Annotated in this window: 15 protein-coding genes; 10 read left to right on the top strand and 5 right to left on the bottom strand. The window is 62.9% G+C overall.

Features of this window, described 5'->3' with window-relative positions; all coding sequences use genetic code 11:
• Positions 1-17: 17 nt before the first annotated feature.
• The 4 genes from ftsY to E8Q41_RS19345 all read right to left on the bottom strand — a co-directional run bounded on the left by ftsY (position 18) and on the right by E8Q41_RS19345 (position 4,543).
• Entirely contained in the window at positions 18-1,283 is a 1,266-nt protein-coding gene (gene ftsY / locus E8Q41_RS19360) for a signal recognition particle-docking protein FtsY (RefSeq protein WP_137157193.1), read from the bottom strand.
• A 20-nt stretch (positions 1,284-1,303) separates the two neighbouring features.
• On the bottom strand, positions 1,304-2,578 hold the full coding sequence (gene mtaB / locus E8Q41_RS19355) for a tRNA (N(6)-L-threonylcarbamoyladenosine(37)-C(2))-methylthiotransferase MtaB (protein WP_137157192.1): 1,275 nt from the start codon (positions 2,576-2,578) through the stop codon (positions 1,304-1,306).
• On the bottom strand, positions 2,575-3,462 hold the full coding sequence (dapF, locus tag E8Q41_RS19350) for a diaminopimelate epimerase (protein WP_137157191.1): 888 nt from the start codon (positions 3,460-3,462) through the stop codon (positions 2,575-2,577). Before dapF ends, mtaB begins: the two co-directional genes overlap by 4 nt.
• 70 nt (positions 3,463-3,532) lie before the next feature.
• Complete coding sequence (locus E8Q41_RS19345; RefSeq protein WP_137157190.1) at positions 3,533-4,543, bottom strand: MBL fold metallo-hydrolase; 1,011 nt, start codon at positions 4,541-4,543, stop codon at positions 3,533-3,535.
• A 163-nt stretch (positions 4,544-4,706) separates the two neighbouring features.
• Between E8Q41_RS19345 and E8Q41_RS19340 the strand changes: the two genes are divergently transcribed.
• From E8Q41_RS19340 to trmD, 6 genes are all read left to right on the top strand, one after another.
• Positions 4,707-5,480 carry a sulfotransferase family 2 domain-containing protein gene (locus E8Q41_RS19340; protein WP_137157189.1) on the top strand — a complete coding sequence of 258 codons (774 nt, stop codon included), beginning with the start codon at positions 4,707-4,709 and terminating at the stop codon, positions 5,478-5,480.
• Between the two features lie 231 nt (positions 5,481-5,711).
• Positions 5,712-7,256 carry a signal recognition particle protein gene (gene ffh / locus E8Q41_RS19335; protein WP_137157188.1) on the top strand — a complete coding sequence of 515 codons (1,545 nt, stop codon included), beginning with the start codon at positions 5,712-5,714 and terminating at the stop codon, positions 7,254-7,256.
• 11 nt (positions 7,257-7,267) lie between these two features.
• Complete coding sequence (locus E8Q41_RS19330) at positions 7,268-7,588, top strand: chorismate mutase (protein ID WP_137157187.1); 321 nt, start codon at positions 7,268-7,270, stop codon at positions 7,586-7,588.
• A 42-nt stretch (positions 7,589-7,630) separates the two neighbouring features.
• The gene (rpsP, locus tag E8Q41_RS19325; RefSeq protein WP_137157186.1) at positions 7,631-7,984 is read left to right on the top strand and encodes a 30S ribosomal protein S16; all 354 of its coding nucleotides are present in this window, start codon (positions 7,631-7,633) and stop codon (positions 7,982-7,984) included.
• Positions 7,985-8,111: 127 nt separating this feature from the next.
• A complete protein-coding gene (rimM, locus tag E8Q41_RS19320) occupies positions 8,112-8,681 on the top strand; it encodes a ribosome maturation factor RimM (RefSeq protein ID WP_137157185.1) in 570 nt (189 codons plus the stop codon).
• Positions 8,678-9,370, top strand: coding sequence for a tRNA (guanosine(37)-N1)-methyltransferase TrmD (gene trmD, locus E8Q41_RS19315; RefSeq protein WP_137157184.1), 693 nt, complete (start codon positions 8,678-8,680; stop codon positions 9,368-9,370). The genes rimM and trmD overlap by 4 nt, the downstream gene beginning before the upstream one ends.
• On the opposite strand, the gene E8Q41_RS19310 is transcribed toward trmD, so the two are convergent.
• Positions 9,352-10,098 (bottom strand): sulfite exporter TauE/SafE family protein, encoded by a 747-nt coding sequence (locus E8Q41_RS19310; RefSeq protein WP_137157183.1) that lies wholly within the window; start codon positions 10,096-10,098, stop codon positions 9,352-9,354. The genes trmD and E8Q41_RS19310 overlap by 19 nt on opposite strands.
• 236 nt (positions 10,099-10,334) lie before the next feature.
• On the opposite strand from E8Q41_RS19310, the gene rplS reads away from it, so the two are divergent.
• The 4 genes from rplS to dxr all read left to right on the top strand — a co-directional run bounded on the left by rplS (position 10,335) and on the right by dxr (position 13,085).
• Entirely contained in the window at positions 10,335-10,859 is a 525-nt protein-coding gene (gene rplS / locus E8Q41_RS19305) for a 50S ribosomal protein L19 (protein WP_137157182.1), read from the top strand.
• Between the two features lie 221 nt (positions 10,860-11,080).
• A complete protein-coding gene (locus E8Q41_RS19300; protein WP_137157181.1) occupies positions 11,081-11,428 on the top strand; it encodes a hypothetical protein in 348 nt (115 codons plus the stop codon).
• 60 nt (positions 11,429-11,488) lie between these two features.
• The gene (locus E8Q41_RS19295; protein WP_137157180.1) at positions 11,489-11,827 is read left to right on the top strand and encodes a hypothetical protein; all 339 of its coding nucleotides are present in this window, start codon (positions 11,489-11,491) and stop codon (positions 11,825-11,827) included.
• 70 nt (positions 11,828-11,897) lie between these two features.
• Positions 11,898-13,085, top strand: a complete 1,188-nt coding sequence (dxr, locus tag E8Q41_RS19290; RefSeq protein WP_170976537.1) for a 1-deoxy-D-xylulose-5-phosphate reductoisomerase — start codon at positions 11,898-11,900, stop codon at positions 13,083-13,085.
• Position 13,086: the final 1 nt, after the last annotated feature.

Below are 13,086 nucleotides of genomic sequence, written 5' to 3'. Positions count from 1 at the left end.
TGCGGCTGTACGCCTGCTTATTGTTTCTGCGTCTGTAGGCCGGCGATGGCTTCGGCGAAATCTTCGGCATCGAAGGGTTCGAGATCGTCGACGCCCTCGCCGACGCCGATGAAATAGACCGGCAGTTTATGCTTTGCGGCGATGGCGACGAGAATGCCGCCGCGCGCCGTGCCGTCAAGCTTGGTCATGATCAGGCCCGAGACGCCCGCGACATTGCGGAAGATCTCGACCTGGTTGAGGGCGTTCTGGCCGGTGGTGGCGTCGAGCGTCTGCAGCACGGTGTGCGGCGCATCCGGATCGAGCTTGCCGAGCACACGGACGATTTTTTCGAGTTCCGCCATCAGCTCGGTCTTGTTCTGCAGCCGGCCGGCGGTGTCGATGATCAGCACGTCCTGGCCTGACGTCTTGGCCTTTTCATAGGCGTCGTAAGCCAGCCCCGCCGCATCGGCGCCGAGCTTGGTCGAAACGATTTCGCAACCGGTGCGGCTGGCCCAGATATGCAGCTGCTCGATGGCTGCGGCGCGGAAGGTGTCGCCGGCGGCGAGCATGACTTTCAGCCCGGCGCGGCTCAGTTTCGCCGCGAGCTTGCCGATCGTCGTAGTCTTGCCGGTGCCGTTGACGCCGACGACCAGGATCACATGCGGCTTATGGCTGAGATCGAGTTCGAGCGGCTTCGCCACCGGCTTCAGCACCTTGACGATTTCGCCGGCCATGATGCGGGACACATCCTCGCCCGAGACATCCTTGCCATAGCGTTCCGACGACAGCGTGTCGGTGATGCGCAGCGCGGTTTCGACGCCGAGATCGGCGCGGATCAACAGGTCTTCCAGCTCTTCGAGCGTGTCCTCGTCGAGCTTGCGCTTGGTGAACAGCGCCGAAATCTGCGCGCCAAGCTGGGCCGAGGTGCGGGCGAGACCCTGGCGCAGCCGCTCGATCCAGCTGAGTTTCTTAGCCTGCTCAGAAATCTCTACTTCCGCATCGCGCGCGCCTGCAACAGTGAAGCCTTCGGGGAGAGCGGGTTCGGAAACAGCCGGCTCATCCAAGGCCACCTCGTCTGCTGGGGCGACCGGTCTGGATCCGATCTCGTCGAGATGAGGTTGAACCTCTCCATCATCGAGCGCAGCCTCCGAGGCTTCTTCGACAACCTCTTCCGCGGGCGCCGACTCGGTTTCTGCAGCCGGGTCGGCGACCACAGCCTCAGCTTCGACCTCGGCGGGCTTCGCCTTGTCCTCGGCTTCGTCCTTGCCGAAGCTGAACATCTTCTTGATGAAACCGAGCGCCATGGCTGATCCGGCTGGCCTTTTCAGGCTGCCGCCTCCTGAATTCTGTCTGCGACGAGGTGCTTGCCGTTATGGCCCGTGACGGTGACCGTGGCAAGGCTGCGGGGCGCGAGCCCCAATCCCTCGCAAAGCGTGAAGTTTTCCGTATGAGCGAGACCGGTATTCTCGACGAGAATGGTCTGGCGGCTGCCGACCATGCGGTCGAGATGGGCGCGATGCAGCCGCTCGCCGGCCTCGCGCAGGCGCGCGGCGCGTTCCTTGACCAGCCTGCGGTCGAGCGCCGGCATGCGCGCCGCGGGCGTCCCCTCGCGCGGCGAATAGGGAAAGACATGCAATTTTGCGATGCCGCATTCCTCTGCAAGACGCGCCGAATTGTCGAACATCTCCTCGGTCTCGGTCGGAAAACCGGCGATGATATCGGCGCCGAAGCTGATCTCCGGCCTGAGTTCACGGGCGCGGCGCACAAAGGCGATCGCGTCTTCCCGGCTGTGACGCCGCTTCATGCGCTTGAGAATGAGATTGTCGCCATGCTGCAGCGACAGATGCAGATGCGGCATGAAGCGCGGCTCTTCGGCGATCAGATCCCAGAGATGCGCGTCGGCCTCGACGCTGTCGATCGACGACAGGCGCAGCCGCAGGATCTCGGGCACGTTTCTGAGGATCGATTTCGCCAGTTGCCCGAGCGTCGGCGCGCCGGGCAAGTCTGCGCCATAGCTCGTGGCGTCGACGCCGGTCAGCACGATCTCGCGATAGCCGTTCTCGGCCAGTCGTCTCGCCTGCTCGACCACCGCGCCCATCGGCACCGAGCGCGAATTGCCGCGACCATAGGGAATGATGCAGAAGGTGCAGCGGTGATCGCAGCCGTTTTGCACCTGAATGAAGGCGCGGACATGTCCGTCGATGACATCCACCATTTGCGGTGCGGTGGCGCGCACGCTCATGATGTCGTTGACCTGCAATTTCTCTGACGCCGATACGCCGAAATCGGGCAGCCGGGCGAAGCTCTCCGCCTTCAGCTTTTCCTCATTGCCCAGCACGGCGTCGACCTCGGGCATTTGGGCGAATGTCGCGCCTTCGGTCTGCGCCCCGCAGCCGGTGACGATGATCCGGGCCTGAGGATTGTCGCGGCGGGCGCGGCGGATCGCCTGACGGGCCTGACGCACGGCCTCGCCCGTCACCGCGCAGGTGTTGAAAATCAATGCATTGTCGAGACCGGCCTTTGAAGCCTCGGCCTTGATGACTTCCGACTCATAGGTGTTCAGGCGACAGCCGAAAGTGATGACGTCGACGCCGGTCACTGGGCCGCAGCCTCCTGATCGCGGGCGAAGGCGCCGGTCATGGGATCGAGCATGCCCGACCATTCCCATTCGGCGGGACCGGTCATGACGACGTGATCGTTGGCGCGCCAGTCGATCGACAATATGCCGCCGCTCGGCATGGTCACGTCAACCTGGCGTTCGGTGCGACCGGTGCGCGCGGCTGAGACGGCGGAGGCGCAGGCGGCAGAACCGCAAGCGAGCGTCAGGCCCGCGCCGCGCTCCCAGGTGCGCAGGTCGAGAGAATGGCGCGAGGTGACGCGGGCGATTGAAATATTGGCGCGCTCGGGAAACATCGGATGATGCTCGAGCAGCGGCCCGAACTTGCCGAGATCATAGTCCCAGACGTCGCGATCCACCCAGAACACCGCATGCGGATTGCCCATGGAGGCGACGGAGGGCGAGTGCAGGACCGGCGCGTCGATGGGCCCGATCTGTAATTCGATCCGGCTTGTGTCGTGAAATTCTTCCGACAGCGGGATCTTGTTCCACTCGAATTGCGGCTTGCCCATGTCGACGGACAGCAGACCGTCGTCGCGCTCCTCGCCGGTCAAGACGCCGGCGCGGGTGTGGAAGGTAAAGCTCTTCAACCCGGTTTCCGCGGCCAGCGCCTGCACCACGCAGCGCATGCCGTTGCCGCAGGCCTGCGCTTCGGTGCCGTCGCAATTGATGATGCTGATCCAGGCGAATGTGCCCTCGGCCTTCGGATCATGGATCGCCATGATCTGGTCGAAGGACGTCGCGGGATCGGCGGCGAGCGCAATGGCCGCCTCGGGCGTGACGCGATCCTTGCGGCCGCGCATGTCCGCCACCAGGATCTTGTTCCCCAGTCCGTTCATCTTGGCGAAAGGCGCATCTATGGTCATGGCGTCAGCCGCATCCTCTACAATTTCGCCCTATATGGCGGAAGCGCAGTCAAAAGACCAGAGTTTTCGCCTATTTCAGGGGAATGTCGACGCTTTCGCCCGCGCGCAATGGCCGGAAACGCTCCCGCTCGAGGCCGGCGGCGTCGAGCGCTGCGGCCAGGGCGTCAAGCGGAGCCTCCACGGCCTCATTGGTGAGTTGGAACGTACCCCAGTGATGGCCAACGGCGTATTGGGCGCGGGCGAGCCGCATGCCCTCGACCGCCTCGGCCGGATTCTGATGCTGCCCCTTCATGAACCAGCGCGGCTCATAGGCGCCGATCGGCAGGATGGCGAGACGAAAGCCGCCATGCTTTTCCGCCGCGGTGCGATAATTGATCCCGTCGTGAAAGCCTGTGTCGCCGATGTGATAGATCGCGCCGGCTGGCGTCGAGATCACGAAGGCTGCCCAGAGCGCCATGCGGCGATCGCGCGTTCCTCGCGCCGACCAGTGGTGACAGGGTTCCGTATGGATGATGAAGGGACCGAAATCCGTCTGATCGCCCCAATCGGTGGCGATGATCCGGGCGTTCGGAATGGCCTTGCGGATGATGGCGTCATTTCCGAGCGGCGTGATGATCTCAGGATGATGCGCCGCCACGATCGTCTTGAGGCTGGCGATATCCAGATGGTCGTAGTGATTGTGCGTCACCAGCACCAGATCGATCTTCGGCAGATCGTCCAGACGAATGCCCGGCGGATTGTGACGCTTGGGTCCGGCAAAAGTGAGCGGGCTCGCGCGCATCGAAAACACCGGATCGGTCAGGATGTTATGGCCCTGGGTCTGGATCAGCAGGCTGGCGTGACCCGCCATGGTTACCCGGAGATCGTCGCCCTCGATGCGCCAGGCGGGCTTTGCGCCGGCGAAGGGGCTGGGATAGGCGTCGGGCCAGCGGGCGCGCTTTTCCCCCCATTGCCACCGGAGCAGGGCCGCCAGGCCAAGCGGTTCGACGCCATGGGGATTGAAGAACCTGACGCCGTCGAAATGATCGCTTCGCGGCCCATCGTAATAGGGGTTCTTCTCGCGCCGTCCGTAGTTCGTCATGGGCTCGCCTCGCTATGCAGATTTTTTAAGATAGAGGCTCGGCTAAACCTTACAAGGCGCGGGCTCCCCCAGCACCCCAGTTCCATCTCACAGGCGCTACCGTTTGACCTTTGCTCACCGCATCACTAAACGAGCGTAACCGGGGCACGACGACGAGAAGACCATGATCGAGTACGAGAAGTTCATCTATCTGGACATGTACAAGACCGGCAGCAGCTACGTCGTGGCGCTTCTAAACCGCCTCGTTCCGGGCAAGCCTGTGCGCGCATTTCGTCACGCGCCGCTGACCAAGGGGCGGCCATTTTTCTGGAAGCAGGGAAAATACGCCTTCGCCACCGTCCGCAATCCCTGGGACTGGTATGTGTCGATGTGGTCCTACTCGATCCAGCAGACCAATGTCGTTTATTACCGCGCCATCCAGAATTCACTTGGCGAGGAAGGCCTGAGGCGGTTTTTTGACCGCTCCAATCCCAAGGAGTCCTTTCGGTTGTGGTTGCAGTCCTTCAACGATCCCGACTTCTTCAAGACGATCGAGACGGAAAACCCCTATGCCCATTCGTCGGTCAATCCATTTCTCGGCTTTTATTCCTACCGCTTCTTGCGCGTGACGACGCCACATCCTGCGCTTGCGCTGAACCGAGCCTATCTCTGGAACATGGACCGCGCTATTGCCCACCAGAAGCGCTGGGCTATTTATGACCGCGTATTCAAGAGTGAAACGTTGACCGAGGATTTTTCGACTTTCGTGCTCGACAACATCGACCGTTGCGGCTTCAAGAAGAACGCCGAGGCGATCCTGAAGAAGCATGCGCCGCAGCCGAAGAACGCATCGACCCGCACCCTCACCACCTACCGTGACTATTACGACGACGAATTGCGCGACCTCGTCGCCCGACGCGACCGCCTCGTGATCGACCTGTTCGGCTACGAATTCTGATCTATCGGCTACAAGGCTTGACTTTTCCGGCCCGCTGATGTTTAAGCCGCGCAATCTCACAGGTCTTTGACGATCTGAGCAGCCGACCGGACCGTCGTTTGACGATCGAGTCCGGAGGTCAACACCCGACAGCGCGATGCGCCCTCGGGTGCTTTTTTGCTTGATCTCTTGTCAGAGCGCCTGGGGATGCCGATGTTCCGGACAACAGAGTTCGGACAAAAGGATGGTTGGATGTTTGAGAGCCTTCAGGAACGCCTAGGCGGCATATTGAACGGACTGACGGGCCGCGGCGCTCTGTCGGAAGCCGATGTCAACGCTGCGCTCCGCGAAGTGCGCCGCGCGCTTCTGGAAGCCGACGTGGCGCTGGACGTCGTGCGGTCCTTCACAGAGCGCGTCCGCGAAAAGGCTGTTGGCGCGACCGTGCTCAAGTCGATCAAGCCAGGCCAGATGGTCGTCAAGATCGTCCATGACGAACTCGTGGAGATGCTGGGCGCCGAAAGTGAGACAGTCGATCTCAACGCGGCGGCGCCCGTCGTCATCATGATGGTCGGCCTGCAGGGCTCCGGCAAGACCACCACCACCGGCAAGATTGCGCTGCGCCTGACCAATCGCGAGCGCAAGAAGGTCCTGATGGCCTCGCTCGACACGCGCCGTCCGGCCGCGCAGGAACAGCTCCGCCAGCTGGGTGTCCAGACCAATATCGACACGCTCCCGATCATCGCCGGTCAGTCTCCCGTCGACATCGCCGCTCGCGCCGTTCAGGCCGCCAAGCTCGGCGGCCATGACGTCGTCATTCTCGACACCGCCGGTCGCACGCATATCGACGAGCCGCTGATGGTGGAGATGGCGGAGATCAAGCGGAAGTCCAATCCGCATGAAATCCTGCTCGTGGCCGACGCTCTGACCGGTCAGGACGCCGTCAATCTCGCCCGAAATTTCGACGAACGCGTCGGCATCACCGGCCTCGTGCTGACCCGCATGGACGGCGACGGCCGCGGCGGCGCAGCTCTGTCGATGCGCGCCGTCACCGGCAAGCCGGTCAAGCTGATCGGCGCCGGCGAAAAGATGACGGATCTGGATGAATTTCATCCGCGCCGCATCGCCGACCGCATCCTCGGCATGGGCGACATCGTCTCGCTGGTCGAAAAGGCCGCCGAGACGATCGACGCCGAAAAAGCCAAGGCCATGGCCGAGAAAATGGCCAAGGGCAAGTTCGACCTCAACGATCTGGCCGAACAGCTCAAACAGATGCAGAAAATGGGCGGCATGGGCGGCATCATGGGCCTGATGCCCGGCATGGCCGGCATGAAGGACAAGCTGGCGGGCGCCGGCTTCGACGACAGGTCCATCAAGCGCCAGATCGCCATCATCTCCTCGATGACCAAGGCCGAACGCGCCAATCCCGATATCCTCAAGCATTCGCGCAAGAAGCGCATCGCCGCCGGCTCTGGCACCGACGCCGCCGAAATCAACAAGCTGCTCAAGATGCATCGCGGCATGGCCGACATGATGAAGGCCATGGGCGGCGGCAAAGGCGGCGGCATGATGAAGCAGATGATGGGCGGCCTCGCTAACAAGATGGGCCTCGGCGGCATGGGTGGAATGGGCGGCATGCCCGATCTTTCCAAGCTCGACCCCAAGCAGCTCGAGGCGCTCGCCAAGCAGGCGGAAGCCGCAGGCCTGAAGCCGGGCGGCATGCCGGGCCTCGGCGGCGGAAAGCTTCCTGGCCTGGGCGGCGGTTTCCCCGGCCTTCCCGGCCTGCCGAAGAAGAAGTGAGGCGCAGAAATATGACCGAAGCCGATGCAAAGCGCCAACTCGCCCAATATCGCCAGTCGATCGACAATGTCGACGCCGCGCTCGTTCACATGCTCGCCGAGCGCTTCCGCTGCACAAAGGCGGTCGGCGTGCTGAAAGCGACCTACAATCTGCCGCCGGCCGATCCGGCGCGCGAGGAATACCAGATCAACCGCCTGCGGCAGCTCGCCAAGGACGCCGATCTGGACCCTGATTTTGCCGAGAAATTCCTGAATTTCATCATCAAGGAAGTCATCCGGCATCATGAGGCCATCGCCGCCGATCTCGGCGGCAAAGAGACTGCCGCTTCCTGAGGGCAGCGGAACCACCATCTAGAGACATCCAAGGAGAAAAACATGTCCCTGAAAATTCGTCTGGCCCGCGGCGGCTCCAAGAAGCGTCCTTACTACCACGTCGTCGTCGCCGACGCCCGCTCGCCCCGTGACGGCCGCTTCATCGAGAAGCTCGGCTCCTGGAACCCGATGCTCGGCAAGGACGACGCCAACCGCATCGTTCTGAACAACGACCGCATCAAGCATTGGCTCGACAACGGTGCCCAGCCGACCGACCGCGTGCTGCGCTTCATCGCCGACGCCGGCCTCGGCAAGCGCGAAGCCCGCAACAACCCGGAAAAGGCCCAGCCCGGCAAGAAGGCCATCGAGCGCGCCAAGGAAAAGGCCGCCAAGGCTGCCGAAGCCGCCGCTGAATAATCCGGCTCCTGCGACATTCGAAAGCCCTCGCGCGGACCCGCGCGGGGGCTTTTCTTTGCGGGCGCTTCGGCGCTAATAGCAGACAGCGCCGAAAGCGGCGAAAACCGCGATCCCAAGCGAGGTGACCATGGCCCTGGGCAACAAGAAACTCGAAAATCCTGTGTTGATGGGCGTCATCGGCGCGGCGCAGGGCCTGCGCGGCGAAGTGCGGGTCAAATCTTTCACCGAGGAACCCGTCGCCATCGCCGAATATGGCACGGTCTACGACAAGCACGGAAAACCCTTCGAAATCCTCGATATCAGGCCGCACAAGGAAATGGTGGTGATCCGTTTCCGCGGCGTGAACGATCGCGACCAGGCCGAAGCGCTGCGCGGCGTCGAGCTCTTCGTCGAACGCGATGCGCTCGATGACGAGGATCTCGACGAGGACGAATTCTTCTATGCCGATCTCGAAGGATTGGAGGCTCGCGACGCCGAGGGCAACGCCTATGGCATTGTCAGCGGCATCTTCGATTTCGGCGCCGGCGACATTCTCGAGCTCACGCAAGAGGGCAAACGCTCGCAACTGATCCCCTTCTCCGAAGCCGCCGTTCTGGAAATCGATCTCGACGCCGGCTTGCTGCTGATCGACCCGATCGCCGCCGGCCTCGTCAATCCCGACGGCGAGGATGAACCGCGCGACGGGGACCGCGGATGACGTTTCACGCTTCGATCCTGACGCTCTATCCGGAGATGTTTCCCGGCTATCTCGGCGAATCCCTGTCCGGCAAGGCGCTGACGCGCGGCGACTGGTCGCTGGAGACGATCCAGATCCGCGACTTCGCGACAGACAAGCATCGCAGCGTCGACGACACACCCGCAGGCGGCGGCGCCGGCATGGTGCTGCGCGCCGATATCCTGGCCAAGGCGATCGATTCCGTGGCGGCGGACAACCGCCCGCGCCTGCTGATGAGCCCGCGCGGACGACCGCTCACCCAGTCGAAGGTGCGGGACCTCGCGGCCGGCGACGGCGTCGTCATCGTCTGCGGCCGCTTCGAGGGCGTGGACCAGCGGGTGATCGACAGCCGCAATCTCGAGGAAGTGTCGATCGGCGACTATATTCTCTCCGGCGGCGAGCCGGCGGCGATGATCCTGCTGGACGCCGTGATCCGGGTTCTGCCCGGCGTGATGGGCAATCCGCTGTCCGGGACCCATGAAAGCTTCGAGAACGGGCTTCTCGAGCATCCGCATTACACCAGGCCCCAGAGCTTCGAAAGCGTCGATATCCCGGAGATCCTCACCTCGGGCAATCACGCCAGGATCGAGGCCTGGCGGCGCGAACAGGCGCTGAAGCTGACCGCCGAACGCCGGCCCGATCTCCTGCCGGCTCAACCCGTGACGAAGTAATAGATCGACAAACCCAGTCCGCAGGCGACCACCATCCAGCGCAGCAGCGCCTGCGGCGCGCGTTTGGCGAAATGGACGCCGGCATACCCGCCGAGCGCGGCGGCGGGCAGCATGATCGCCGCATGCGTCCAGGCCACTGCATCCGCCGCCGAAAAGACGATGATGGCGACGAGTGCGATGACGATGGCGAGGAAGTTCTTGATCGCGTTCAGCCGGTGATAATCGCCGCCCATGGCGAGCCCCAGCGACGCCAGCATCATGATGCCCATGCCCGCCCCGAAGAAGCCGCCGTAAAAGGACGTGGCCGTCTGCACAGCGAGACCGAGGGCGCTCGGCGCATGCCGTTCGCCGACATGCTTGGGGCGCAGCCAGGGGCCGGCGGCGAAGACGATGGTCGCCGCAAGCAGCAGCCAGGGCACCATGCCGCGAAAATCCGCGTCACTCAGCGACATCAGGAACAGAGCGCCGAACAGGCTGCCGACCAGCGACACGATGCCGAGCGCGAGCGCGCTCCGCCAGAGACGGCGGAAATCCCTGAAATAGGCGAGCGTCGAGGTGATGTAGCCCGGAAACTGGATAATCGAGGATGTCGCATTGGCCGCCACCGGCGGCAGCCCCGCCAGGGTCAGCACGCCGAAAGTGAGGAATGTGCCGCCGCCCGCCACCGCATTGACGGCGGCGGAGAGAAAACCCGCGGCGAACATGAGGACGAGCATGGCGAAAGACATTGTGGCGCTCCGGATCTGATGGCGTCGGCGCAGGCGCCAAACCTTGACTTTTTCGCCGGCAAGGGGTGACAAACGCCCGGTTATGCAGTATGTGCGCGACCGGAATGGGCAAAAGCCCATCAACCAGCAATGAAAGGCAGACGTATCCGCTCCCGTCCGAAAGGGCAAGCGCCGGAGGTTTCGACCAAAGGCTGATCGTGAGCGCTCTGGCTGTCAAACCACAAACGAGGTTGACTATGAACATCATCCAGCAGCTGGAAGCCGAACAGGCCGCCAAGATCGCCGCCAAGCGCACGCTCCCCGACTTCTCCCCGGGCGACACCGTCCGCGTGAACGTTCGCGTTGTCGAAGGCACGCGCACCCGCGTGCAGGCCTATGAAGGCGTCTGCATTGCTCGCTCGGGCTCGGGCCTGAACGAAAGCTTCACCGTTCGCAAGATCTCCTACGGCGAAGGCGTCGAGCGCGTGTTCCCGGTTTTCTCGCCGCTCGTCGAAGGCGTTGAAGTCGTCCGTCGCGGCAAGGTCCGTCGCGCCAAGCTCTACTACCTGCGCGACCTGCGCGGCAAGGCTGCCCGTATCGTCGAAAACACCGGCGCCCGCGCCCGCAAGCTCAACGACAACGAGCGCCAGGCCGTTCAGGCTGAAAAGGCCCGCGTCGAAGCCGAAAAGGTTGCCGCCGCCCAGGCTCTCGCCGCTGAAAAGGCCGCTGCCGAAGCTGCCGCCGCTGCTGAAAAGGCTGCTGCGGAAAACGCCGGCGAATAAGCCGATCTACAGAGACTATTGGAACGGCGTCCTTCGGGGCGCCGTTTTTGTTTGTCTTGCACGAAGCGAGACTCGAGCACCCGGGCCGAACGAAACCACCATACACAACGGCGATAAGCGCAAGATTTGTTTAGGCAATACTTGAATATAAACCTGAACAAGAAAACATTTGCGATTTCCCGCCCTCATCTTGTAGGACATCTCTGTTTTAGGGAGGGGCCATGCGTATCACAGCGACTGTCACCATGATTGCGTTAGCCTGCAGTCTCACCGCATGTGCGGACAATGACGCGCGGTTCGGCAAGATTATCCAGGATGGCTCCACTGACCCCCAGCTGATTGCACGCGCTGAAAGCAGATGCGTGAAAAGAACCAAGCTCTGGAGCATTACCCTGAAGACTAACCAAGCCGTTTTTCTTAGGACGAGCGTCGATAAACTGCCCGAAACGGTCTGCGGGCGGATGGCGCGCGCTGTCAGAAATGGACAGTTAACGGGGGCCGATGTTGTCTCACTGCTGCGGGATGGGCGCTATACGCCGGCCATGCTGGCAGCAATGCGGGAAGGTTGAGTGGGGCGCCCGCTCATTGTCGCCAAACAGCTTCAATCGAATTTCTAGCAGGGATATCACATGCGGTTCATACTCCTAATTCTGATGGCGGTCGGTCTATCGTCCTGCATCAACAACGACGAGGACCTTTCCAGGGCCCGCGCCCACGCAAATAAACACCCTGAAAATATTGCGGGGTGGACGCGCTATTGCGAAAATCAGGTCCGGTACTGGAACGTCCAGACAAAGACCGATATCGCGATCTATGTTCGCACGACCAAAGATAAGTTGCCCACCATCCTCTGCCGAAGGATCGCCAAAGCGCTGACCACAAACAGCGTCACCCTGGCTGACATCAAGGCGTTGACCCGCGATGGTCATGTAACGCCACGGATGATCGCAGCCTTGCGCAACGGCTGACGCGTCAAATCCGCAGGCTGCCTGTCTTGCTCCCGCCCCATGCTCGCTATAGAGACGGGGATCTTTTTCAGTGATCGAAGCGGCCGGCATGACGAGAAGCATCACCATCCTCGGAGCCACGGGCTCCATAGGCGTCAACACGCTGGACGTGCTGGCGCAAATGGGAGACTTGGACGGTTTCGAGGTGGCGGCGCTCACCGGCGCCGGCAATATCGCGCTGCTTGCCGAGCAGGCGCGAACGCATCGGGCGAAGCTCGCCGTAACCGCCGACGAGGCGCGCTATCAGGATCTCAAGGACGCCTTGGCGGGCTCCGGGATCGCCGTGGCTGCCGGCAAGAGCGGCTTGCTCGAAGCCGCAGACATGCCCTCTTCCATGGTCATGGCTGCGATCGTCGGCACGGCCGGTCTCGCGCCGACCCTTGTCGCGGCCCGCCGCGGCGCAGACATCGCGCTCGCCAACAAGGAATGCCTGGTCTCGGCAGGCGACCTGTTCGTCACCGCCGTCAAGGCGGGCGGTGGACACTTGCTGCCGGTCGACAGCGAGCACAGCGCCATCTTCCAGTCGCTCGATCCCGAACGCCGCCATGCGGTGGAGCGGGTGATCCTGACCGCGTCGGGCGGCCCTTTCCGCACATGGAGCCGCGAACAGATGGCCGGCGTCAGCGCCGAGGTGGCCCGCGCCCATCCCAACTGGTCAATGGGGCTCAAAATCTCCATTGGCAGCGCCAGCATGTTCAACAAAGCGCTGGAGGTGATCGAGGCCAAGCATCTCTTCAATCTCGAACCGCATGAGATCGAGGTGATCGTGCATCCGCAATCGATCATCCATTCCATGGTCGGCTATCGCGATGGATCGATTATCGCCCAACTCGGCGCGCCTGATATGCGCGCCGCGATCGGCTATGCGCTGGCTTACCCCGACCGCCCTGCCCTCAATGTCGAGCGATTGGACTTCGCCAAACTGGCGCGGTTGGATTTCGAAGCGCCGGACGAGGTCCGTTTTCCGGCGCTGCGGCTCGCGCGTCTGGCGCTCACGCGCGGCGGCGTCCAGGCGCTCACCATGAACGCAGCCGAAGAAACTGCCTTCCACGCCTTCTGCGACGGGCGCATCGGCTTTCTCGATATGGCCGACATCGCAGAAGCCACGATGGAGGCGATGCTCGACTGGTCGGCCGCCGCGACGATCGAGGACGTCTTTGCCGCCGATCATGAGGCGCGCCGGCGCGCGAGCGACCTCATCGCCCGCAAGGCAGCCTGAG

It is taken from the genome of Rhizobium sp. FKL33, assembly GCF_005222915.1.
In the GTDB taxonomy this organism is placed as follows: Bacteria; Pseudomonadota; Alphaproteobacteria; order Rhizobiales; family Rhizobiaceae; genus Rhizobium_E.
This window is presented reverse-complemented; position numbering and strand designations above follow the sequence as displayed.

Coding starts and splice junctions, on each gene's coding strand:
- E8Q41_RS19300 (WP_137157181.1), top strand. CDS start 11,081: ATGCGTATCACAGCGACTGTCACCATGATTGCGTTAGCCTGCAGTCTC.
- rimM (WP_137157185.1), top strand. CDS start 8,112: ATGGCCCTGGGCAACAAGAAACTCGAAAATCCTGTGTTGATGGGCGTC.
- dapF (WP_137157191.1), bottom strand. CDS start 3,462: ATGACCATAGATGCGCCTTTCGCCAAGATGAACGGACTGGGGAACAAG.
- E8Q41_RS19345 (WP_137157190.1), bottom strand. CDS start 4,543: ATGACGAACTACGGACGGCGCGAGAAGAACCCCTATTACGATGGGCCG.
- trmD (WP_137157184.1), top strand. CDS start 8,678: ATGACGTTTCACGCTTCGATCCTGACGCTCTATCCGGAGATGTTTCCC.
- E8Q41_RS19295 (WP_137157180.1), top strand. CDS start 11,489: ATGCGGTTCATACTCCTAATTCTGATGGCGGTCGGTCTATCGTCCTGC.
- rpsP (WP_137157186.1), top strand. CDS start 7,631: ATGTCCCTGAAAATTCGTCTGGCCCGCGGCGGCTCCAAGAAGCGTCCT.
- ftsY (WP_137157193.1), bottom strand. CDS start 1,283: ATGGCGCTCGGTTTCATCAAGAAGATGTTCAGCTTCGGCAAGGACGAA.
- E8Q41_RS19310 (WP_137157183.1), bottom strand. CDS start 10,098: ATGTCTTTCGCCATGCTCGTCCTCATGTTCGCCGCGGGTTTTCTCTCC.
- E8Q41_RS19330 (WP_137157187.1), top strand. CDS start 7,268: ATGACCGAAGCCGATGCAAAGCGCCAACTCGCCCAATATCGCCAGTCG.
- rplS (WP_137157182.1), top strand. CDS start 10,335: ATGAACATCATCCAGCAGCTGGAAGCCGAACAGGCCGCCAAGATCGCC.
- E8Q41_RS19340 (WP_137157189.1), top strand. CDS start 4,707: ATGATCGAGTACGAGAAGTTCATCTATCTGGACATGTACAAGACCGGC.
- ffh (WP_137157188.1), top strand. CDS start 5,712: ATGTTTGAGAGCCTTCAGGAACGCCTAGGCGGCATATTGAACGGACTG.